21 protein-coding genes are annotated in these 20,030 nt (G+C 44.9%); 3 read left to right on the top strand and 18 right to left on the bottom strand.

The window, feature by feature from the left end; all coding sequences use genetic code 11:
- Positions 1–24: 24 nt before the first annotated feature.
- The 5 genes from MKY20_RS26095 to MKY20_RS26075 form a co-directional block, all read right to left on the bottom strand.
- The gene (locus MKY20_RS26095; protein WP_251156777.1) at positions 25–1,479 is read right to left on the bottom strand and encodes a cbb3-type cytochrome c oxidase subunit I; all 1,455 of its coding nucleotides are present in this window, start codon (positions 1,477–1,479) and stop codon (positions 25–27) included.
- A complete protein-coding gene (locus tag MKY20_RS26090) occupies positions 1,472–1,858 on the bottom strand; it encodes a hypothetical protein (RefSeq protein WP_251156776.1) in 387 nt (128 codons plus the stop codon). Before MKY20_RS26090 ends, MKY20_RS26095 begins: the two co-directional genes overlap by 8 nt.
- A 37-nt stretch (positions 1,859–1,895) precedes the next feature.
- Positions 1,896–2,024 carry a hypothetical protein gene (locus MKY20_RS26085; protein ID WP_284951606.1) on the bottom strand — a complete coding sequence of 43 codons (129 nt, stop codon included), beginning with the start codon at positions 2,022–2,024 and terminating at the stop codon, positions 1,896–1,898.
- A gap of 129 nt (positions 2,025–2,153) precedes the next feature.
- Positions 2,154–2,954 (bottom strand): GNAT family N-acetyltransferase, encoded by an 801-nt coding sequence (locus MKY20_RS26080; RefSeq protein ID WP_159344289.1) that lies wholly within the window; start codon positions 2,952–2,954, stop codon positions 2,154–2,156.
- Entirely contained in the window at positions 2,935–3,432 is a 498-nt protein-coding gene (locus tag MKY20_RS26075; RefSeq protein ID WP_009335047.1) for a DinB family protein, read from the bottom strand. The genes MKY20_RS26080 and MKY20_RS26075 overlap by 20 nt, the downstream gene beginning before the upstream one ends.
- Positions 3,433–3,573: 141 nt before the next feature.
- Between MKY20_RS26075 and MKY20_RS26070 the strand changes: the two genes are divergently transcribed.
- Positions 3,574–5,088, top strand: a complete 1,515-nt coding sequence (locus tag MKY20_RS26070; RefSeq protein ID WP_061791928.1) for a glycine betaine uptake BCCT transporter — start codon at positions 3,574–3,576, stop codon at positions 5,086–5,088.
- 39 nt (positions 5,089–5,127) lie between these two features.
- Here the strand turns inward: MKY20_RS26070 and MKY20_RS26065 are convergent, their stop codons facing one another.
- From MKY20_RS26065 to MKY20_RS26050, 4 genes are all read right to left on the bottom strand, one after another.
- Entirely contained in the window at positions 5,128–5,991 is an 864-nt protein-coding gene (locus MKY20_RS26065) for an AraC family transcriptional regulator (RefSeq protein WP_061791927.1), read from the bottom strand.
- 381 nt (positions 5,992–6,372) lie between these two features.
- Positions 6,373–8,460, bottom strand: a complete 2,088-nt coding sequence (locus MKY20_RS26060) for a catalase (RefSeq protein WP_251156775.1) — start codon at positions 8,458–8,460, stop codon at positions 6,373–6,375.
- Between the two features lie 135 nt (positions 8,461–8,595).
- The gene (locus MKY20_RS26055) at positions 8,596–9,873 is read right to left on the bottom strand and encodes an MFS transporter (protein ID WP_251156774.1); all 1,278 of its coding nucleotides are present in this window, start codon (positions 9,871–9,873) and stop codon (positions 8,596–8,598) included.
- Entirely contained in the window at positions 9,874–10,347 is a 474-nt protein-coding gene (locus tag MKY20_RS26050) for an ArsR/SmtB family transcription factor (RefSeq protein WP_019382628.1), read from the bottom strand.
- A 261-nt stretch (positions 10,348–10,608) separates the two neighbouring features.
- Here MKY20_RS26050 and MKY20_RS26045 point away from each other — a divergent pair, with 261 nt between their 5' ends.
- Positions 10,609–11,868 carry a sensor histidine kinase gene (locus MKY20_RS26045; protein ID WP_009335053.1) on the top strand — a complete coding sequence of 420 codons (1,260 nt, stop codon included), beginning with the start codon at positions 10,609–10,611 and terminating at the stop codon, positions 11,866–11,868.
- A gap of 36 nt (positions 11,869–11,904) precedes the next feature.
- On the opposite strand, the gene MKY20_RS26040 is transcribed toward MKY20_RS26045, so the two are convergent.
- The 7 genes from MKY20_RS26040 to MKY20_RS26010 all read right to left on the bottom strand — a co-directional run bounded on the left by MKY20_RS26040 (position 11,905) and on the right by MKY20_RS26010 (position 15,765).
- Positions 11,905–12,501, bottom strand: a complete 597-nt coding sequence (locus MKY20_RS26040) for a histidine phosphatase family protein (protein WP_034297348.1) — start codon at positions 12,499–12,501, stop codon at positions 11,905–11,907.
- A gap of 152 nt (positions 12,502–12,653) precedes the next feature.
- Positions 12,654–12,824: a hypothetical protein gene (locus MKY20_RS26035; RefSeq protein WP_251156773.1), complete on the bottom strand. Its 171-nt coding sequence runs from the start codon at positions 12,822–12,824 to the stop codon at positions 12,654–12,656.
- 48 nt (positions 12,825–12,872) lie between these two features.
- Entirely contained in the window at positions 12,873–13,394 is a 522-nt protein-coding gene (lepB, locus tag MKY20_RS26030; protein WP_009335055.1) for a signal peptidase I, read from the bottom strand.
- Positions 13,391–13,930: a DinB family protein gene (locus MKY20_RS26025; RefSeq protein WP_019382633.1), complete on the bottom strand. Its 540-nt coding sequence runs from the start codon at positions 13,928–13,930 to the stop codon at positions 13,391–13,393. The genes lepB and MKY20_RS26025 overlap by 4 nt, the downstream gene beginning before the upstream one ends.
- 58 nt (positions 13,931–13,988) lie before the next feature.
- Positions 13,989–14,813, bottom strand: coding sequence for an MBL fold metallo-hydrolase (locus tag MKY20_RS26020; protein WP_251156772.1), 825 nt, complete (start codon positions 14,811–14,813; stop codon positions 13,989–13,991).
- Between the two features lie 94 nt (positions 14,814–14,907).
- The gene (locus tag MKY20_RS26015) at positions 14,908–15,306 is read right to left on the bottom strand and encodes a GNAT family N-acetyltransferase (RefSeq protein ID WP_217025807.1); all 399 of its coding nucleotides are present in this window, start codon (positions 15,304–15,306) and stop codon (positions 14,908–14,910) included.
- Positions 15,307–15,372: 66 nt separating this feature from the next.
- Entirely contained in the window at positions 15,373–15,765 is a 393-nt protein-coding gene (locus tag MKY20_RS26010) for a DUF3139 domain-containing protein (RefSeq protein ID WP_217025808.1), read from the bottom strand.
- A gap of 137 nt (positions 15,766–15,902) precedes the next feature.
- Here MKY20_RS26010 and MKY20_RS26005 point away from each other — a divergent pair, with 137 nt between their 5' ends.
- Complete coding sequence (locus tag MKY20_RS26005; RefSeq protein WP_251156771.1) at positions 15,903–17,591, top strand: hypothetical protein; 1,689 nt, start codon at positions 15,903–15,905, stop codon at positions 17,589–17,591.
- 41 nt (positions 17,592–17,632) lie between these two features.
- Here MKY20_RS26005 and MKY20_RS26000 read toward each other — a convergent pair whose 3' ends face one another.
- Positions 17,633–18,478: an STAS domain-containing protein gene (locus tag MKY20_RS26000; protein WP_009335061.1), complete on the bottom strand. Its 846-nt coding sequence runs from the start codon at positions 18,476–18,478 to the stop codon at positions 17,633–17,635.
- Between the two features lie 78 nt (positions 18,479–18,556).
- Positions 18,557–19,864 (bottom strand): MFS transporter, encoded by a 1,308-nt coding sequence (locus tag MKY20_RS25995; protein ID WP_256816157.1) that lies wholly within the window; start codon positions 19,862–19,864, stop codon positions 18,557–18,559.
- Positions 19,865–20,030 lie beyond the last annotated feature (166 nt).

Raw genomic sequence — 20,030 nt, 5'->3', positions numbered from 1 at the left:
AAGAATCTCCAGAGCGCCTATTTCTCAGCCAGCTGCTGATTTTTTTTGGTAAGGAACCTGACTGCCAACACATCTTAACCCGGAAAAAAATCTTGCGGTGAAGATGATTGCGGCCAGAACGATAAAGATTCCGCTGACTGCGCCTACCTGGTCGGACAGCACCCATTGCGGCAGGTGTTCTGACCATCTTCTTGGTGCACTGATTCCGCCTGCATAAAGGAAAGAGCCCACAAGTCCCATAAAAAAAACAAAATAGAGAGCAATGGTGAACGTATCGATTCCCCTGTGCTCCTGATTGCCTTCGGTCTTATTAAAATAATACATAAACCCAATAATCATGGCGACTACACCCATTCCCATATACGTATGGAAATGGCCCGGAACCCATTTCGTGTTATGCATTACATGATTGACGACAATGGTGGCATCAATGATAGCCGGGATTGCTCCTGCCACCCATCCGAACATGGAAAGGAAAAACAGGCTTGATGTAAAGTCCCATTTCATCCGCGAGCGGTAGACAATCATCAGCGCTCCGTAGGCTGTAACGACCATAACGGGCAAGCCGTTTGCATAGGAAAACACCTGCCCGATGATGAGCATCCATTTTGGCACCGCAAAGTCCATCAGTAAATGGTGCGTATAGATCATTAAGGTAAAGAGTGTCGAGCAGTTCCACGCAATTAAAAAAACCTTGTTAGCTTTCCACGGTCGTTTTGTATATTCTGAGAGGACCTCATAGACGGCAATAACAGCCATATAGATGGTGCAATTGGCAAAGATATGGCCGAGATGCTTGGCAAGCAGGGGGTCCATCGTGACGGCCGGGTTGATAATATTTACGAGGGATGCCGCCAGCACCGTGGCTCCTGCCAGCAGTGCAGTCGAATTGGTTATGATGACCATGGCAGTCGCCACGACAGCAGCAGGCGGACCATATCCTTTTTTCCCCCTGAAAATGATATCCCATCCGAGTGCCTTTCCAAGGCCCCCATAAACTGCTGTCAGTCTCGCAGCCAGGTACATGTAAAGAATTAAAAAACCAAAGCCAAGAACCAGCATGCCCGATAAGAAGAATACCGCACCTGCCGCCCCATACATTTTGGCTGACTGAGCAGGAAGCGGATATAAAAATGTCCAGCCATCGGAAAAGTCAAAGACAAAAATGGCGATGAGAACCATCGAGACTCCGGTTAAAAAAAGGACAAAGTTTACAATGAGGATGGCAGGGTTCAGTTTTACGTATTTAGACAGGAAGTACCATAAGATGGCCGTTCCTCCCAATGCAGCGATGCCGACCATGCCTGTTCCGTGCGCAGTCATGATTTTATAAAACCACTGCGGCGTGATGCTGATCATTTCACCCTGATTCATCAGCATAATAACACCAAAGATCATCATAAGAATTAAGACAAGTGAAGTTACAGCCAGATGCCAGACCACTGTTTTCCTGGCTAATGGGTGAATCGCTTCATTCATCAGAAGCTCCCCCTTCCGGTTCGACAACAATTTCTTTAACCATCACATGATGTCCGGCTGAACAGTATTCAAGGCATAATATTTGATAAGTTCCAGGTTCTTTAAAAGTATAATAAACTGTATTCGTATATCCAGGCATTGCCTGAGTTTGTGCAACAAGCTCCATATTCTCATTGTATAAGCCAAAACCATGGGTAACATCCGAAGCCGTCACATCAAATTGGACCTTGTCCCCTGCTTTAAATGTTTCCTCACTCATCTCCCACGCATATTGTATTCCAGTTACCTTCACTACTATCCCTTCATTTAAGCCTTCCGCTTCGGCCTGATTGCTGTCGTACGGCAGCCTGCCAAGCGTCATGACAGTGGCAAAAGCCATAATGGCAATTAGCCCGAGAAAATAGAATTTCCTGATTTTATATCCTTTTTCCTGGGATGGTGCTATACTCTCCGCTGCGCTTGGATTCTCCGTAGACAAACGCAAATGCCAGCGCCAGCAGGAACACAAAGAAAACAGTCGCATACATGGCGATTTGCTGATACATTCCTACCCCTCCAATAAAATTTTCAAATCCCCCCAAACTTTATTTTATGGAAGCTCATTATTTAATTCGGTGATATATGTCCTATTTGACGATTTTTTTAAAATTTTCCCGCAAAAAAAATGCCCTGGATCAGGACATTTCCTTTTCTATCGTGTACATCATCCAAAAACCGATATCTTCAAACCCGATGCGTTTATAGATGGTGCCGGCAGCCGGATTATCATAAAACAGACATAGTTCTTTATGCTCCGAAAGAAGCTGGCGGCAGAGCTTGACCATGCATTGGGTGGCATAGCCTTTCTTTTTGTAATTACGATCTGTTGCGACGCCGACGACCATGGCAGAAAGGGAATTTTCGGCTGCAGTTGAAGCGGTGCTGACCATTTTTCCCTCCTCCGTAATAAAAAAAGAACGGGATGAGCCATCCTTTAGACCCCTGCGTTTTCGTTCAACAGTAATGGCTGAATCGCTGAATTCAGGAATGCTGTTCAGAAGCTCCACCAGCTGTTCAGCATCTTCAGGGCCAGCCTGGCAAACTGCTGATGCATCAATACCTTCGTCCATTATTTCCACGCACTTTGCATAATAAGTTTCCCGTTTTCTTTTTATGCGATTTGAAAGATGAGGTTCAATTTTTGCAGTTACAGCTTTTAGGCCAGACATCATCCCAAGATTCGGATCCCCGAGCATGATTTCCGCAAACCCCCTGGCATCAAAATCTCCTGCTGCAAAGGGGATGTAATTTTCTTCATATTTTAATAATACTGCGATTAAATTTCCGCTTTCATCGAACTCTCCCCACACCTTTTGGAATTCCTGCTCATAGCCGTATGCTTCAATATCTCCAATAATAAACAGATTCTCAGCCGGCTGCTGCTTTAAAAAGCTGAAGCAAATTTCATCGTCTAGTTCAGTTAGCCTTCTGATCATTTTCCATTCCCCTTATTTGATTCAAGTTCCTTCCTATCAGATTTGCTGATATCGGCGTTAGATTCATCTCTCTTGCCCATACAGACAGCTGGCCGATATGATGGATTTCATGGGCAATGACATGATTCAGGATATCTCCCTTTTTATATTGCCTCTCCATCCATGGCGGTGTAACAAACTCATTATATGGAACCGGCCATTCCTCCTGAAAAAAACTTTCTAATTCCATGCGGTATTCTTCAGAAAGTGCCCTTACTTTTTCCAGTTCATCATAGTCGGAAAACAGGGGGTCTTTCACTTCCTTGCCCTGAATGGCACAAATCCAGCTGTATTCTACATCCACGATATGAAAAAGGGTTTCCAGAATGCCCCCAACTCCTCCAGTCCGATTGGCATTCAGCTCTTCGGCTGAGAGCTGGCGGCACCATTCAAACCACTCATCGCGCACTTGCCAGTTATAGCGAAATAATGTCAGCATATTCTCTTACCTCCTTGTCCAGATACCTATGGAATTTCGTCAGCATATGGTAATTTCCTGCAAATTTCTTTTTCCTCCGCATAATTACTTGCCATATATTTAATCCTAATGGAAGCGGTATTAGAAGAAAGGAGATTGTATGTGAAGCAGAACTTAATGGTTTTCTATATATCGGTGGGCATATTATTATTGCTTGTTTTATTCGGTGTTTTTGTCCCGGATTCGCTGGAGAGAGTGACCGCAAATGTACAGGCTTTTATCACCGATAAATTCGGCTGGTATTATTTAATTCTTGTATCATTTATCGTTATTGTTAATTTGTACTTTTTAATAAGTCCATTAGGCAGAATTAAGCTTGGGAAGCCGGATGACAAACCCGAATTTTCCCGCCCTACTTGGTTTGCGATGCTGTTTAGTGCGGGAATGGGGATCGGCCTGGTTTTCTGGGGTGCAGCTGAACCGATTTATCACTATGCAGTTGGGTCTCCAACTGGCGGAGAGGTAGGGACTGACCAGGCCATTAGGCATGCCATGAGATATACTTACTTCCATTGGGGAATCCATGCATGGGCGATTTATGGAATTGTGGCGCTTGTTTTGGCTTACTTTATTTTCCGCCACGGGGAACCTGGTTTGATCAGTGCCACTTTAAAGCCGATTTTAGGCGACCATACACAGAAAGCAACAGGGAAGATCATTGATATTCTTTCAGTGGTTGCGACTGTGATTGGTGTGGCAACGACACTTGGGTTTGGGGCTGTGCAGATTAACGGAGGGTTGTCTTATCTTTTTGGCATACCGGTTAGCATTACAGTCCAGTTCATTATTGTGGCTATTGTTACGGTTCTTTTCATGATATCCGCATGGTCTGGACTTGGCAAGGGCATCAAAATCTTGAGCAATGCCAATATGATTTTAGCAGTGATTCTATTTTTGCTCACTTTTTTCCTGGGACCTTCTTTGTTCATCTTAAACCTGTTCACCAATACACTTGGGTCTTATCTGCAGAATTTGCCTGGCATGAGCCTCAGAATTGCGCCGTTAGATCCAGAAGTCAGGGAATGGATTAATGCCTGGACGATTTTTTACTGGGCCTGGTGGATTGCCTGGGCACCCTTCGTAGGGATTTTTATCGCCCGTGTTTCAAAAGGGAGAACCATCCGGGAATTTGTTTTTGGGGTCCTCCTTGTGCCATCGCTAATAGGCTTCATATGGTTTGCAACTTTTGGCGGGACAGCAATGATGCAAGAGCATAACGGTGTTGCCAAAATTTCCGAATTGGCTACTGAGGAAGCTTTATTTGGTGTATTTTCCAACTTGCCGATGGGAACGATCCTTTCTGTTATCGCCATTCTGCTCATTTGTACATTCTTTATTACCTCTGCCGACTCCGGCACATATGTCTTAGGAATGATGACAACAAATGGCTCACACCATCCTGGCAATAAGATAAAAATGGTCTGGGGAATATTGCTTGCTGCCATCTCATTGGTTCTGCTTTATTCCGGCGGGCTTCAAGCACTGCAGAATACGATGATTGCAGCAGCTCTTCCTTTCTCCGTCATCATGGCATTAATGACCTTCAGTCTGATCAAGGCTCTGCAGAAAGAAGCGAAGGAGCTGGGGATTGGAAAAATCCCGAAGAAGAAAGTGTAAAATAAAACCTGCAGATATGGCGTCTGCAGGTTTTCCTGTTTATTTTACCGGGATCCAGATCTCTGAATAATAATCAGAATTGGAAGCATCACCTGCCGTATAGACTTCCAGCTCCGGTGCAGCAGCATGTTCATAGCCGCTGGATGGAAACCATTCTGAGAAGATTTTTTTCCAGGTGTTTTGCATGGCATGCGGCATGGCGCCATGTACTTCAAATACCGCCCATTTGGAGGCCGGGACTTCCAGGCACTCGAAGCTGTCAGGCTTTTCGCCTTTAAAGCTTGCCCCGATCCAATAATCCATGCTGTCAGGCTTCTTGCTGCGGTTATCGACACACACACCGAGAACTCCTTTAATCTCGCCATTATTCAGCATAAATAGCTTGTCAGCAGTCCCGTTGCTATTCACTTCATCCCACATTTTCGGGATGCCGGCCAGATTCTCTTCATTGCACAATGAGAACTCCCTTTTGATTCCTGCTACTTGGAAAGCTTCTTTTTTGACAATTGCATATTGCATTGGTTCTGCCCCTTTCAGACTCACCTGAATTACCAGGCGGTTATATGATTTCAGCTTTCCGGAGAAATTTCTTGCTTCAGTCGGGGTCATGCCATGCTGCCTGCGGAAAGCCTTAGTAAAAGCCTCGGGAGTGTCATAGCCGTATTTATAGGCAAGATCAATCACTTTGCGGTCTGTTCGGACCAGTTCCTGTGCTGCGAGGGTCAGTCTTCTTCCCCGTATATATTCGCCCACCGGCATATCCGTCAAAATGGCGAATGTACGCTGAAAATGAAATACGGAGGAGTTGGCTTCCTCCGCGGCTTTCCCGATGGAAAGATCCTCATCCAGCAAATGCTCCTCTATATAATCAATCGCCTTCTGCAGCGATACGATCCATGACATTACTGATCACTCCCTTGATTATATCCTACCTTTTTCTCTTTTTGTCTTCCTGTCATTTTTTGCTTTGTTTTGGCAGGTTTGTATTAAAGAATTCTTATTTTAGAAGGGGAATACCTGCATGTTGGGAAAATTTTATGCGGCTGCTGGCAGACCGGAGCAGAATTATGAAAATAGCGGCCAAAATGGGGGATTTACCGGCCTATTTTGCCGTTTCACCGGCCAAGTTTAGGAAAATACCGGCCAAAGTGGGGAATTTACCGGCCAAAATCACTTCATCATATTTATCGGTCAGTTTCCAACTATATCGGTCAGTCCTTTATCTATCAAGAAATCAGAAAAAAGCCAGCCTCCCCATAACGGGCAGCTGGCTTCGATGGCACCTTATATGGCACGTCCCCAGTGCCGGTGCATGGCAATGCTATTAATTAAATTTTCGCTTGCGGATGCATCGCCGGCTTTGATTTCGACGATTCCCATTTCCGATAGGGTTTGTGATTGCCCCAGCGTGTTCATTGCTTCTGGAGGCAGCAGTTCGGCTCCTTCGCCGCCAAACGCAATGGTTTTAAGATGCTTGTAGGCTTCGCTGACGAATTCCTTGGCCTGCGGCACCTTCTTCAGGGCTTCAGCACTTTCTTTTCCTCCTGCCACATAGATGCCGTCATACATTACTGAGTGAGAGGTCAGGAATGTTTTCACTGCTTCCAATTCTCCGCCGTCTCCTTTGATCATGCCCAGGTTTTTGCTGACAATCTCCGGCATGATTCCTGCACCTTTCAAAGCTTCCATTACGCTTTTGACTTCAGAATAGTTGAATCCATTATCAGCGAGAATGGCGACTTTCCGGGTCTTAGGTGATTTAGCTGTGTTCATTTGGCTAAGAGCAGGCGAAGAGAGCGTCACTTTGGATTCATTCGCAGCATCCGGCACTTTTACGCCAACTCCGAGGGCAATTTGCTCGGCAAGGAAGCTATCCACATTGCTGAACATGTCTACAACCTGCTGCTTCACATCCTTGTTCATCACCTTGCCCACTTCAAAGCGGAACGCCTCGATCATATGCTGCTTTTCCACTTCAGACATGCTGTTCCAGAACATTTTCGCCTGGCTGTAATGGTCTTTGAAGCTGTCGCTGCGCTCGCGCACCTTGCGTCCTTCGACTTTTTCCTGGTAATGAACATAGCCGCCCTCTTCTGCTGTGGCAGGGCTTGGATCATTATTCTGCATCGAGTTTTTATGATAGGCAACCGGCCCTTTATTAATCGTCATGCGATGGTAGCCGTCATACTGATTATTGTGGAACGGGCAGACCGGACGATTGATCGGGATCTCATGGAAGTTCGGACCGCCAAGGCGGATCAGCTGGGTGTCGGTATAGGAAAATAAACGTCCCTGCAGCAGCGGGTCATTTGAAAAATCAATGCCAGGTACGACATGTCCCGGGTGGAACGCGGCCTGCTCTGTTTCAGCAAATACATTATCCTGGTTACGGTTCAGGGTCATTTTCCCGATGATCTTAACCGGGACCATTTCCTCCGGCCATAGCTTTGTTGCATCCAGAATATCAAAGTCAAAGGAGAATTCATCTTCCTCCTCAATCATCTGAACTCCAAGCTCAAATTCAGGGTAATTCCCCATTTCGATGGCTTCCCAAAGATCACGTCGGTGGAAATCCGGATCCTTTCCGGCAAGTTTTTGGGCTTCATCAAAAACCAGGGAATGTGTGCCCAGAACAGGCTTCCAGTGAAATTTCACAAAACGTGCCTTGCCCTGCTCGTTCACAAATCGGAACGTGTGAACGCCAAAGCCCTCCATCATGCGGAAGCTGCGCGGGATGGCACGGTCTGACATTGTCCACATGATCATATGGGCTGTTTCAGTATTGTTGGCGGCAAAATCCCAGAACGTATCATGGGCCGTTGAAGCCTGCGGCATTTCGTTATGCGGCTCCGGCTTGAATGAATGAACCAGATCAGGGAATTTGATGGCATCCTGAATGAAAAACACCGGAATATTATTGCCGACTAAGTCGTAGTTGCCTTCTTCGGTATAAAACTTCGTTGCAAAGCCGCGGGCATCACGTACAGAGTCTGCCGAGCCGCGGGAGCCTGCAACTGTGGAGAAGCGAACAAAGACCGGGGTTTTCACAGATGGATCCTGCAGAAACTTTGCCCGGGTATATTCTGCCATGGGTTCATACACCTGGAAGTAGCCATGTGCGCCAAAACCGCGGGCATGGACAACCCGTTCCGGGATGCGCTCATGGTCAAAATGCGTCATTTTTTCCCTGAAGTGAAAGTCCTCCATCAAGGTCGGGCCGCGGGAACCAGCTTTTAACGAATGCTCATCCTCCGAAACCTTGACTCCCTGGTTCGTCGTAAGCTTCTTTCCTGTATTATCCATGCGAAACTCTTCAAGCTGCCTGTCCTTGCTGTGCTCATTTACACCTTTGTTTTCCGGATCTTGTTTCAAATGATTTTCCTCCTTATATATAAGAAGCAATTGCTTCTGGGCTACGATTCAAACTATGTATCTATATGTTGAAATACCCCAGAACTTAGGCGATAAACGGCAAAATAAAAGAAAGCAGCGGAAAACTGCTTTCTCTCAGGCTTGTGGGCTAATCTCTGTTTTAGGCTGATCTGCATCTCTCAGCAGCTGGATAAAGGTTCTTTTTTGCAGATGATACAGGATGAGCACCAGAATACAGCCTCCGCATGCAGCCATCAGGATCCAGACAGGCATTTTTTCAAGCAGGAAGCCAAAAAAGATAAAGCCGAGTGGTGTCATGGCACTTGCTCCTGTTTCAAGGAGTGACATAACCCTGCCCCGATAGGCATCAGGCGTGCCCTTTTGCAGTAAAACCATCACCGGAATATTGATTACCATGATAACTGATGATAACAGCAGGACCATACCAATTAAAAAAGGAAACATGATACTGTTTGAAATGCCCATTAAGCCAGGAAAATTCGGGAGGCCAAGCAGTGCAATGATGAGGGACATGGCCATTACGCCCCCAAAGATGGTTACTTCTTTTCTCTTTACCTCGGGACGGGCAGATAGAACGACCGACATAATCAGCATCCCGACGGAAAAGGCCCCTTCAATAATACCCAGCTGAAGGGAACTCATTTCCCGCACAGTCAGAACCAGATAAGGCATCGCAACGGGAAAAACCGCGAACCAAAAATTCAGCCAGATGCTAATGATAATGAGATTTTTAATGAACGGCTGATTTTTCACATATGAAACGCCCATTTTCAGATCGTAGATCATACTCTTTTCTTCTAGTCTTTCTTTTTTCTCTGCAAATAGATTGTATTGAATTAGTAAACTGGTGATGCCAGAGACTGTGAAGGCGATGATGTTGATAAGCATGAAGAATGATAAATGAAAGATGCCAAAGAAGACGCCCCCAAGAACAGGTCCCAAGATGGCGGATGATGAAGCTGCGGCCTGATTGAGTGACATCGCTTTTTGCAGAGTATCAGGACCGACCATGTTGTAAATCGCTGAAGTGACTGCCGCTGAATAAAAGGTATTCAAAATGCTTAGAACAGCTGTGGCTGTGTAGAGGAGCCAGATTTCCTGTGTGACAAAAAGATACAGCAGCAAAATGGCAAGCAGCCAGACGGCACAGGCAAAATCGGAAATAATGATGATTTTTTTGCGATTCCACCTGTCACTGAGGGCGCCCGCAACAGGGGAAAGCAGGATTCTTGGCAGTGCACTAAGAATGAGGGTTATGGCAAAGTTCAGACTGGATCCTGTTTCTGCAAGGATATATAAGCCAATGGCAAAACCGTAAATGGAGGAACCGAGCACTGCTGTCATTTTCCCTGTCAGAAACAGTGTTATATTTTTTTTAATCTGGGTTTCCATCTAATCTTCCTCCTCGGAATTAAGCAATTTGAAGCTGCAGGAGATTTCATATGAATTGCGCTTTATAGCCCCCTTTACGCTTTTTTCCATGTATTTAACCATCAGATCATACAAATCGTCCTGAAAATCCTTTAATTCATCATCTGTGAGGGAGATGCTTATTCCCATTGATCTGCTGGATCCTTTTTCCTGCCCTTTCTCTTCTTTCAAGTTGAATTGCGTCGCTTTTGAACGGTAATACTTCTCGATAATTCCCCTGTTTTCTTTCGTTTCCTCAATCTCCAGTATTTCGCCTTTATAAAGCTGCTGAATATGGTAATGAATGCTTCCTGCAGACTTCCCTAGCTCTTCAGCAACCTGTTTGGCTGTCATGGCTTTTTTAGCGAGGAGGTAAATAATTTTTATCCTTAGCGGGCTGGATATCAGCTTCTGCTGTTCCAGATTAATCTCCATCGTTTTTTTGATTAAATCCAAAGAGGATTTCACCCTTTCTAATCTATTTATTTATTTTAATTTTATTATATGTTCTAAAAATTTAGAATGATACATCTTTTTAAAATAAATAACAAAGAGGTTTCGGCAAACCATATTTCACTCGCATTGAAATATTAATCTTCACCCTCGACAATTTTGTATTTTCTGACAATATTATATAAAAAAAGCAAATGAGTATTGTCATAAATAGTAAAACAATATAGAATTTTCTTATAACCTCACAAAGAGGCAGGTGAAACGGTGGAAATCACAAAGCATTTTTTCTTTAATCTATCGCTCTTGATCGTCATCTTGTTTATTGTGCTGGTATGGGCGGAAAAAAGCTCTAAATTCCGGTTTTCCAAAGGCTGCTCTTTTATATGGCTTTTGTTCATGATCTGGATATGCTTTCAGTTTTCCTATCAGCCAAGCCCGCATTACTTTTTTGATTTACGATTGATACCTGTCATCATCGGCGGTTTATATGCGGGAATCGGCCCCGCATTGGCCGGGTCTGTGATTTTGATGAGAAGTTTTTATGGAGTAGAACCTGGGTTTTATTCTAATATTCTTTTATATTTGCCCCTCGGGATTATTCTTTGGAGACTCTATCCCTGGTTTTGGAAGCAGGTGCCGCGAAAAAGGATTCGCCTTTCGATTATCATAACCCTGATTTTAAGTGTGCTGACCGTTGTCGTTATGGAACTATCGGTGCCGCCACAGAACCGGTTTGATGCCTGGTTTGCCTACCTGGTGATTCCGCCATTGGGTGTCTTCATGATTTCATATGTATTCGAGTTTGCCAAAAGAAATCTGGATATCCGTGAAAATCTCGTAAGGGCAGAAAAGCTTGAAGCTGTGGAGCAAATGGGAGCAGCCATCTCACATGAAATCCGCAACCCCCTGACGGCTGCAATTGGATTTGTACAGCTATTACAGGAACAGCGGCTGCCGCCGCGAAAAAGGGTTGAGTATTTGGGCATCGTGAAAGCAGAACTCGAATCGGCGGAACAGGTCATTCAAAATTATTTAACCTTTTCCAAGCCTTCCTTAGATAAGATCGAAGAAATTAATGTAAAAAAAGAACTAATGCAAGTCATGAATATATTAAAACCGACCGCCAATCAGAATTCCGTAGAGATTAATGCCCATTTTGCCCTCCTCGGATCGATTAAAGGTGATCGGCAAAAATTCCACCAATGCTTTCTGAATGTAATTAAAAATTCAATCGAGGCCATGCCGCGCGGCGGGCAATTATACATAGAAACACACTATAGCAGCAGCCAGATCACCATCGAAATAAAAGACACCGGTGTCGGCATGACGTCCGATCAGCTTCAGCGTTTAGGTGAACCCTACTATTCTACAAAAGGCTCCAAAGGGACCGGTCTCGGTATGATGGTCGTGTTCAGTATTGTAAGGGCCATGGATGGCAATGTTCGCGTCAAAAGCGAAGTGGGTAAAGGCACTGTTTTCAGGTTTACATTTCCGAACTTTAAGTCGAAGATACATAATGAATAAAAAAACAGCAGCGGCAGCCTGCTGTTTTTTACTGGCTTAACATGATTCTATCTGCTTCACCTCAAGATGCTTCGTGCAGTTATACAGCTCACAGATCCACTGACTATCTTTGATCAAAAGCTTTGTGATGGATGTGTTTTTCAGCGGGGAGGACAGATCCGTGTGCGGCACAAGTTCCCTTAACAGATGGCGGATGAAGGAACCGTGGCTTACGATCAGCACGTTTTCGCCCGGGTGCTTATCTGTGATTTCCTGGAGGAACTCAAGTCCTCTATGAATGATGCTTTCTTTCGGCTCAAAACCGAGGTCCATTTCCCGCCAGTCTTTGCCCCATTTTTCAAGACGCTCTGCTTCGGTTGTGCCTTCAATCATCCCGCCGCCGACTTCCCTTATTCGGGGATCGAGGTGAAGGGGAATGGAACCGGTTTTCTCCTGGATGGCTTCCGCAGTCTGCTTTGCCCTCAGGAGATTGCTTGAATAAATCACATCCCAGCTTTCTCGGCCAAGCCGTTCTGCCAGGCGTTCCGCCTCAGCCAATCCTTCTTCATGGAGAGGAATATCCGAGCTTCCCTGTGCCCGTCCCTCCTTATTCCAGGCTGTAATCCCGTGCCTGATCAATCCGATTTTTGTCATCTGTAACACGCCCTTTCTTTTCACTTGTTTCGGTATTTAATTAAAATAGGCAATTTCCTTTTGGAGGATGCAAATAGAAGGGCAGCTTTCATAAATAGAATGTCGAAATCTGCAAATAGAATAGTGGCTCCAGCATACAGGCTTCACCCTCATCATCTGCCGAACCAGAAATATCCGCTCAGTATTAAGAAGCTGATCAAAAAGATAAATCTCTTGTGCCTTAGCGCGTATTTTCCAGCCGGTTTACTTACTCCGCCGAAAAAGAAATAAAAAAACCCGGCAGCAAAGATAAAATAGGCAGCTACCTGAAGAAACAATTCCACAAGATCCCCCCTATTATGTAAAAGGAGCGGTGCTTGCCGCTCCTGAAGCTAATCTACTTTTCTTACGTTTGAAAAAGGATACCAGACAAATTCGCTGACACCGATAATCCGCTCCTTCTCGATGTATCCGAGTCCATTACGGCTGTCCAGGCTGACAAGGCGGTTGTCGCCCATCACAAAATAGTGATCTTCCGGAACAGTTAGAGGGCCGAAGTCACCGGTCAGTTTGTTGACAATTCCTTCTGCTGCTTTGCGATTTTCCGAGAGATAGTCTTCATCCCACTGCTTGCCATTTATATACAGATGGTCATCTTTCATCTCCAATTCATCGCCGGGGAATCCTATTAATCTTTTAACATAGTTTTTTTCTTCGCCCTTGATGATGACAATATCGCCTCTGTCCAGTTCTTCAAATTTATTTACGAATATTTTTTCCTCGTCATGAAGGGTCGGATCCATGGAGGCTCCTTCCACATAGTAAGGTGAAAAAAGGAAGACCCTGATCACCATAGCGATTCCAAAGGCAATCAGAAGGGATTTCAGCCAGCTCACTATTTCATGCTTATTCAATGTGTTCCACCAAAGCCTTCTGCACCCATATACCTGTCTTTAATGAAGGTGCGGTGATGAAGTTCATGGCCGGCAATAATATAGGCGATGGCCCGGGCGGTTACTTCCGTGCCGTTTGCATTCCCTCTCCTTAGCAGTGACTCATCATCCATGCTTTTTAGTAGAGCAATCGTGTTTTGGCGTACATAGGACAGCTGCTCTACCAGTTCCCGGATGCTGAAACGGTTGAATTGCCCATTCTTCACATACTCATTATCATCATAGCCAGGCAGCTTGGCCATCTCCCCTCTGCCAATGCAAAGCAGGCGGTAGCTCATGATGCGTTCGGTATCTGTGATATGGCCGATAACTTCTTTAATGGTCCATTTTTCCGGAGCATAACGGAATTGAGCCTGATCTTCATTCAGGTCTTTTACCAGATTCATCGTTTCCTTTATTTGCACATCGAGGATCTGCAGCAGGTCCCCTTCCGGTACGGAGCTGACATATTTCTCATAATAGGGTGCATATTCATTGGATTTAGGTTTTTTTAACATCGCGTTCCCTCCCATTCTATTACCTTATTTTACTAAATATCTATTTACAGAGCCAATATTAGGTTTGAAAAAGCTCGCCCCGGACTGCTTTTATATAGCGTTTAGCTGACCGCTGCACTGCAAGGTCTGCCTCTTTTTCTATAACTCTGTGAAACGCGTTGTAGATCCGGTCAAATGATAGCGTTTTTATTCTGCCAGCCATTCGTTCTACCGTTTCAGCCGGAAGAGGGATGAGATTCGGGTAGCTGTACATGAAGCTGACCCACCCACTATCTGCGACAACCTGAATGATGTCGCCGGTGAGCAGAACGCCTTTGCCCTGGCTCCCATTTTCCCAATGAAGGACAGCACCGCCTTTAAAATGTCCGCCAAGGCGGTGGATGACCAGGCCATCTTGAACTTTGAGCGATTCTCCGCTCCAGAAAATAATATGTTCACTGTCCCTCATCACCCATTCCCTGTCGTCTTCGTGTATATAGATCGGCACATTGAATGTTTCCACCCATTCCGCCTGAGCTGAATAGTAATGAGGATGGGACAGTGCGATTGCGTCTAATCCGCCTAGATCTTTTATGGTGTCAATCGTGTGCTCATCGAGATAGGTAATACAGTCCCACATCAGATTAAAACCGTTATGCTGAATAAGATAAGCTGTCTGGCCGATGGCAAACTCCGGCACTGTTTTCATGCTGTAAAGATTGGATTCCTCCTTCTGTATTTCATTTATATAAATTTGGCTTTCCGTCATTTCATGTAATGTTGTCCATTCCTGGCCACGGGGTCCAACGTACTGGCGCTCTTCCATGCAGATCGGGCAGCTTTCAGGCTGATGGACCGAAGGCGGAAATTGCGTTCCGCACGTTTTGCATATATATTTTTCCATTAGAATTGCCTCCGTTTCTCATATTTTACATTACCCATTTTAATGCTGGAAACTTTATGCTAAATCGCCGTTCTGACTGAAAATGGCTACAACTTTAGCCTGAAAACTTATACTTCAAGCCTAAGGTAAAAACCTCAAAGTCCAGCTTTTCATAATAGCCCGCTTTCTCTTCCTCAGCCATCAATTGTACATGCAGCCGTGCCTTCGAGCACTCCACTGCCAGCCTGCGCACCATTTCCTTTCCGATGCCCTGGCTGCGATAACTTGGATCAACGATTAATCCGCAAAGATAGGCATTAATCACTCCGTCTGAAATAATGCGCCCTGTCCCGATCAGGCAATCTCCATCATAGGCACTGATCACCAGCCAGCTCTGCTCCATCGCCTTATGCAGTTTTTCTTTCGGCAGCTTCAAAAATTCATTCCAGCCGTCATTTTCATATAACTGAAATAATTGATCCTGATCCGGTAAGGCAAATTCATATTTGATCATAAAAAATCTCCTTAAGTATGTAATGCTAAACCTATTCTGGTTCAAGGCGGAAGAATCCTTTTTCTTTTAACGGTTATCCAGCATCGATACACAGACTTCTTCACTATGTTCCGTATTCCCCGTTACAAACTCATATGTGGAAGCGTCCTCTTTTTCACAAAACTGAACAACATCCCCAAACCACTTCTTTTTGCCATAGTAATAGATTATGTTCGGTTCATCTTTGAAAATGACATAATAATGGGTATGGTAAAAATCATGATTGATGTCCATCTTAGGTATGCTATAGCTGTGTTCCTGAAAATCACTTTCGTCATAGTCTGTTCCATCCAGATGCTTCTTCACCTCATGGGTTATCCACTTGTTCATGATGGGATTGCCATTATTTAATACATAAAGAAAAAGGACGGGTGAAGCCAGAATTAACAAGCCTGCTATTATCAGCAGTAATTTTTTCATATATTTGTCACTCCTAACCGTTTATATAGTGTAATTTTACACCGCAAGTAACTTGGAGTGGTAGTTTTTTCTATATGAAACTTTTTTGTCTGCCGTCCGTATTAAATAGTAAAGAACTTACTTTAGGAGAGATTCTTATGGGAAATATTTTTATTTTTTCACTGATTGCCGGACTGGCGGTTGCTATCCTGCTGATTCCGTTCAGCTATAAACCGAAGGCAAAGGCAAAGGAAAAGGAAGGCAGGAAACTGGGGACCGGAATTATGGCCTGCACCGCCGCTGTATCTGTGCTGCTTGTTTTTGCCGTGTATTATTTCACCAATCTGGACCGGAATTTGACCAGCTTATGGCTGTTTGCGGTTATCGCTTCATTAATTGGAGCTGTTCTTGCGACAGGCAGGGAACGAATGATAAAAACAGGTGTGTTTGCCGTCAGTCTGATTGCAGGGATTTTCTTTCTGACAGCTTTTCTATTCAACGCAGATGATAAATATGAAAGTGCCAAAATGAATGAAAAAACGGAGATTGAGACGTTTGATGAAAAAGAAACACCGGCAAGCGTGCCGCCGCAGTTTGCACGCAATAAGATGAAGAAGGCTTTCGGGCAGGTTCCGAATACGAGCTATTATGAGCTTGGCAGCCTGCAGATCCAGAAAGTCAATGGAGAATATGTTTATATAGCGCCTGTAGAGTTTTCGGGCTTTTTCAAATGGTGGAATGGAGATAAAACACCTGGCTATTTTACAATCAGCGCAACTGACTCCTCTGCCAATCCAAAGTTTGTGAAAAGTGATATGGTGTATACACCATCCTCTTATTTTAATAAAAATATTGAGCGCCATATTCGGATGCAGTATCCGCAGGCCATTTTTTACGGAGATGTGCAGCTGGAGGTGGATGACGACGGAAAGCCGTTTTATATCCGTTCATATGGAGAGTTTATTTCGGCGAGAAATGGCTTTGATGTTCAAGGGGTGGTCATGGTTGACCCGCTGAACGGACAGACGGAGTCCTATAAACTTGCGGATGTGCCGGCCTTTGTGGATGGAGCTGTTTCCCCTGAAACTGTCAGTCTGCAGAACAGCTATTTCGGGAATTATGTCCACGGCTTCTGGAACAGCAAATTCGGAAAGTCAGATGTTAGGCTTCCATCGGATGAAGGAACAGAAGCCAATGTGAGTCCGATTTTTGATGAAAATGGCGACATGTATTACTTCACAGATTTTACAAGTCCCAAAGAAGGCGTCGATTCGATGCTTGGCTATTCTCTGACAAATTCAAGGACGGGCGAAGCGACCTTCTTTACAGGTAATCTTGAGGAATCTTATATGGATTCGCAGGGTGCCCTCCAGATTATCGAGAAGAAATTCATCGAGAAAAAATGGAGCGGTGAAATGCCTGTTCTGTATAACTTCTACGGGGAAGCGAGCTGGCTGACGCCTGTGCTTGATGCCAACGGATTCCTGCAGAACTACTTTATTGTATCAGCTGCCAATCCGGAAATATCTGCTTACGGGACAACGCCAAATGAAGCATTGCGTTTATATAAAACCGCATTGCAGCGAGGCGGAGGCACGGTAGACGGAAGCTCAAAAGCAGAGGAGAAACAGGTGAGCGGCACTGTACTGCGGGTGTACAAGGAGAAATCCGGCGAATTCACAGTCGTATCATTCCTCCTGGATAACCGCCAGAGCTATGTGGTTTCATCTGAAACCGTGCCGATGGCCATTTATCTGAAGGAAGGCGATCAGGTGGACGTGAACTATCTGGATACAGGTGAGGCATTCCTGCCTGTGAAGGAAATGACCATTAAAGGATTGGAATAGACGCAAAAACACGATGAAGGCATCCTTCATCGTGTTTTTTATTACCATGCTATTATGTTTGCTGATTTAATGGCACTGGATAGTGTGGATTTGATGCTGACATGATCAAATGTCAAACCGAGCTGTACTGCAGTCTGGGCAATTTCCGGCCTTAAGCCGGAGATTGTCGTCTTTACGCCGATCAGGCTTAGCGCTTCTATCAGCTGGAAAAGCTGATGGGCTACCATAGTATCAATCATGACTACGCCTGAAAGGTCAAGGAACAGCTGGCTGACACCTAATTTATTGCACTGCTGAAGTGTATTTTCAAGCATGATTTTCGCTCGTGCTGTATCAATATCCCCGACAAGAGGAAGAAGTGCGATATCTTCTGTCAGGGAAATGACCGGGGAACTTAGTTCAAGGATTAAAGCCTGCTGTGCCTGCAGCCTCTTCTGGGAATGGTTATTATACTCCTCCGTGAACCAGGTTACCACCTCACCGATGGTTCTAATGATCATCCTGCGCCATAAGGCAATTTGTTTTTCATCATATTGACCCTGGCTGATTTCAACAAACTGCTCAAGCAGGTTCAAATACTGTTCCTGGGTGTTAAAGAACTCCTGCAGGATCATCTCCAGAGGCGTACGGAGGTGTTCATCATCCTGCGCCACTTTGACAATCCAGCTTTCCAGCTCACGAAAGAAAGCTTCTTCTTCTTTATGGAAGACTTCGGAGAACTGCTTGTGGAATTCGTAATTTTGCTTCTTTACTCGTTCAATCACAGCAGGGTCTTCTGATGTATATATCCCGCCGCTCTCTTCTTTGTCCACATTTTTATACCATTCTTCTGTTAAGTCCCAGGTTTTTTCAAGGAAAAATTGATATAGATCATGATTACGATGCATGCCTGTCTCCCCTAACCGAACTGTTATTTCAATATTAATATTTTAACCGATGAGAAATAAAGTGTCGATTTTAAGCTCCTAACGATTTTCCGCTAATTCCCTGCTGTTCGCATACTGATAGTCTGCTCCTGGTCTCGGAAGCATTATGCTTAAGGCGGATGCCAGAACAAGAAGAATGATGGATGCAATGAAAGAACTGTCATAGCTCCCTGTCAGATCAAATATGACACCAGGGACGAAGGAACCAAGAGCAGAACCCAGCTGATGGCTCAAATAAATCCAGCCAATCACCGCTCCGGCGGACAGATGCCTGAAATATTCCGCAGCCAGTTTCATGGTCGGTGCGACAGTGGCAAAATTGACAATCCCAAAGCTGATGGCAAACAGAATCAACAAATGAGATTGAGTGACGAAAAAGCCAAACAGGGAAGCATCATTTACGATGATGAGCAGAAGAACAATTGTCAGGGCCCGTACTCCGTAGAGAAAGGCAAGGATCCCTCTGCAATTCCACCTATCTGCAAGAAACCCGGATACGACTGTGCCGAGAATGTTGAAGCCGGCCAGCAGACTGACAGCGGCTCCGGTAACGCCAGGCGTAAATCCGCAATACTGGGCAAAGGGAATAAGATGGGTATCCATCAGGCCTGTAGTGGTGACGCCGCACACGAAAAACGGGAGCATGAGAAACAGGAATTCTTTTCGCTTTAAGAGCTGGAATATTGATAGCGTTCCTTTTGGTGCTTCCTTTTGCCTTCCCTTCTCATTATCACTCACCCTCGCTCCATAAGCCTCGATATGGAGATCAGCCGGGTTCGAACGGATAAAGAGCAGAAGAAGCGGAAAAATGAATACAATCAAAAAGCAGCCGAGCACGAGCACAGTTGTCTTCCACCCGAGCTGGTCAATTAGGAATAAGGACAGCGGGACAAGAATAAGCTGTCCTGCTGCAGTGCCTGCAGACATCAGTCCCATGGCCATACCCTTTTTATCGGCAAACCAGGTCGCCACCGCCATCGTTCCCGCAACATTGGATGCACCTCCAAAACCAACCGAGGCGATTACACCATAGATGATAATCAGCTGGACGGCATTAGTGGTGAAAAAGGTGAGAAGTGTTGAAAAACCGATCACCAAAATGCTGCAGGATAGAATATAGCGGATGCCATATTTGTCAATCAGCCTGCCAACATACGGCTGTGAAATGGCAAAAACAATATAGCTGACGAAGGCAATGAAGGATATGACACTGCGATTCGCAGAAAACTCATGCTCCCATGGCGCCATGAACGCCCCGAACGACAAACGTACACCCTGTGCAGCCAGCAACGCCAAGAACGTCAATATTAAAATAATCCACGCATAATGAACCTTAAGGCGCTTCACGATGTGAACCTTCTTTCGGGTGACAGGCACCTATACCAGTTAGCTTAAGTGGTATAGGCGCCTGTCACTTTTTTAAGAATAATCATATCATATAATTTTTATAACTTTCTAAATTTTGTCTGTTTTTCGCGGTAATTCAACAATTTACTTTTCAATCAAACGTTTG

Source organism: Cytobacillus sp. FSL W8-0315 (genome assembly GCF_038002905.1).
Classification (GTDB): Bacteria; Bacillota; Bacilli; order Bacillales; family Cytobacillaceae; genus Cytobacillus; species Cytobacillus pseudoceanisediminis.
This window is presented reverse-complemented; position numbering and strand designations above follow the sequence as displayed.

Coding starts and splice junctions, on each gene's coding strand:
- MKY20_RS26010 (WP_217025808.1), bottom strand. CDS start 15,765: ATGAAAAAATTACTGCTGATAATAGCAGGCTTGTTAATTCTGGCTTCA.
- MKY20_RS26085 (WP_284951606.1), bottom strand. CDS start 2,024: ATGTATCAGCAAATCGCCATGTATGCGACTGTTTTCTTTGTGTTCCTG.
- MKY20_RS26020 (WP_251156772.1), bottom strand. CDS start 14,813: ATGGAAAAATATATATGCAAAACGTGCGGAACGCAATTTCCGCCTTCG.
- MKY20_RS26065 (WP_061791927.1), bottom strand. CDS start 5,991: ATGTCATGGATCGTATCGCTGCAGAAGGCGATTGATTATATAGAGGAG.
- MKY20_RS26000 (WP_009335061.1), bottom strand. CDS start 18,478: ATGCATCGTAATCATGATCTATATCAATTTTTCCTTGAAAAAACCTGG.
- MKY20_RS26095 (WP_251156777.1), bottom strand. CDS start 1,479: ATGAATGAAGCGATTCACCCATTAGCCAGGAAAACAGTGGTCTGGCAT.
- MKY20_RS26040 (WP_034297348.1), bottom strand. CDS start 12,501: ATGACAAAAATCGGATTGATCAGGCACGGGATTACAGCCTGGAATAAG.
- MKY20_RS26090 (WP_251156776.1), bottom strand. CDS start 1,858: ATGGCTTTTGCCACTGTCATGACGCTTGGCAGGCTGCCGTACGACAGC.
- MKY20_RS26080 (WP_159344289.1), bottom strand. CDS start 2,954: ATGATCAGAAGGCTAACTGAACTAGACGATGAAATTTGCTTCAGCTTT.
- MKY20_RS26015 (WP_217025807.1), bottom strand. CDS start 15,306: ATGATCAAATATGAATTTGCCTTACCGGATCAGGATCAATTATTTCAG.
- MKY20_RS26005 (WP_251156771.1), top strand. CDS start 15,903: ATGGGAAATATTTTTATTTTTTCACTGATTGCCGGACTGGCGGTTGCT.
- MKY20_RS26055 (WP_251156774.1), bottom strand. CDS start 9,873: ATGGAAACCCAGATTAAAAAAAATATAACACTGTTTCTGACAGGGAAA.
- MKY20_RS26025 (WP_019382633.1), bottom strand. CDS start 13,930: ATGTTAAAAAAACCTAAATCCAATGAATATGCACCCTATTATGAGAAA.
- MKY20_RS26075 (WP_009335047.1), bottom strand. CDS start 3,432: ATGCTGACATTATTTCGCTATAACTGGCAAGTGCGCGATGAGTGGTTT.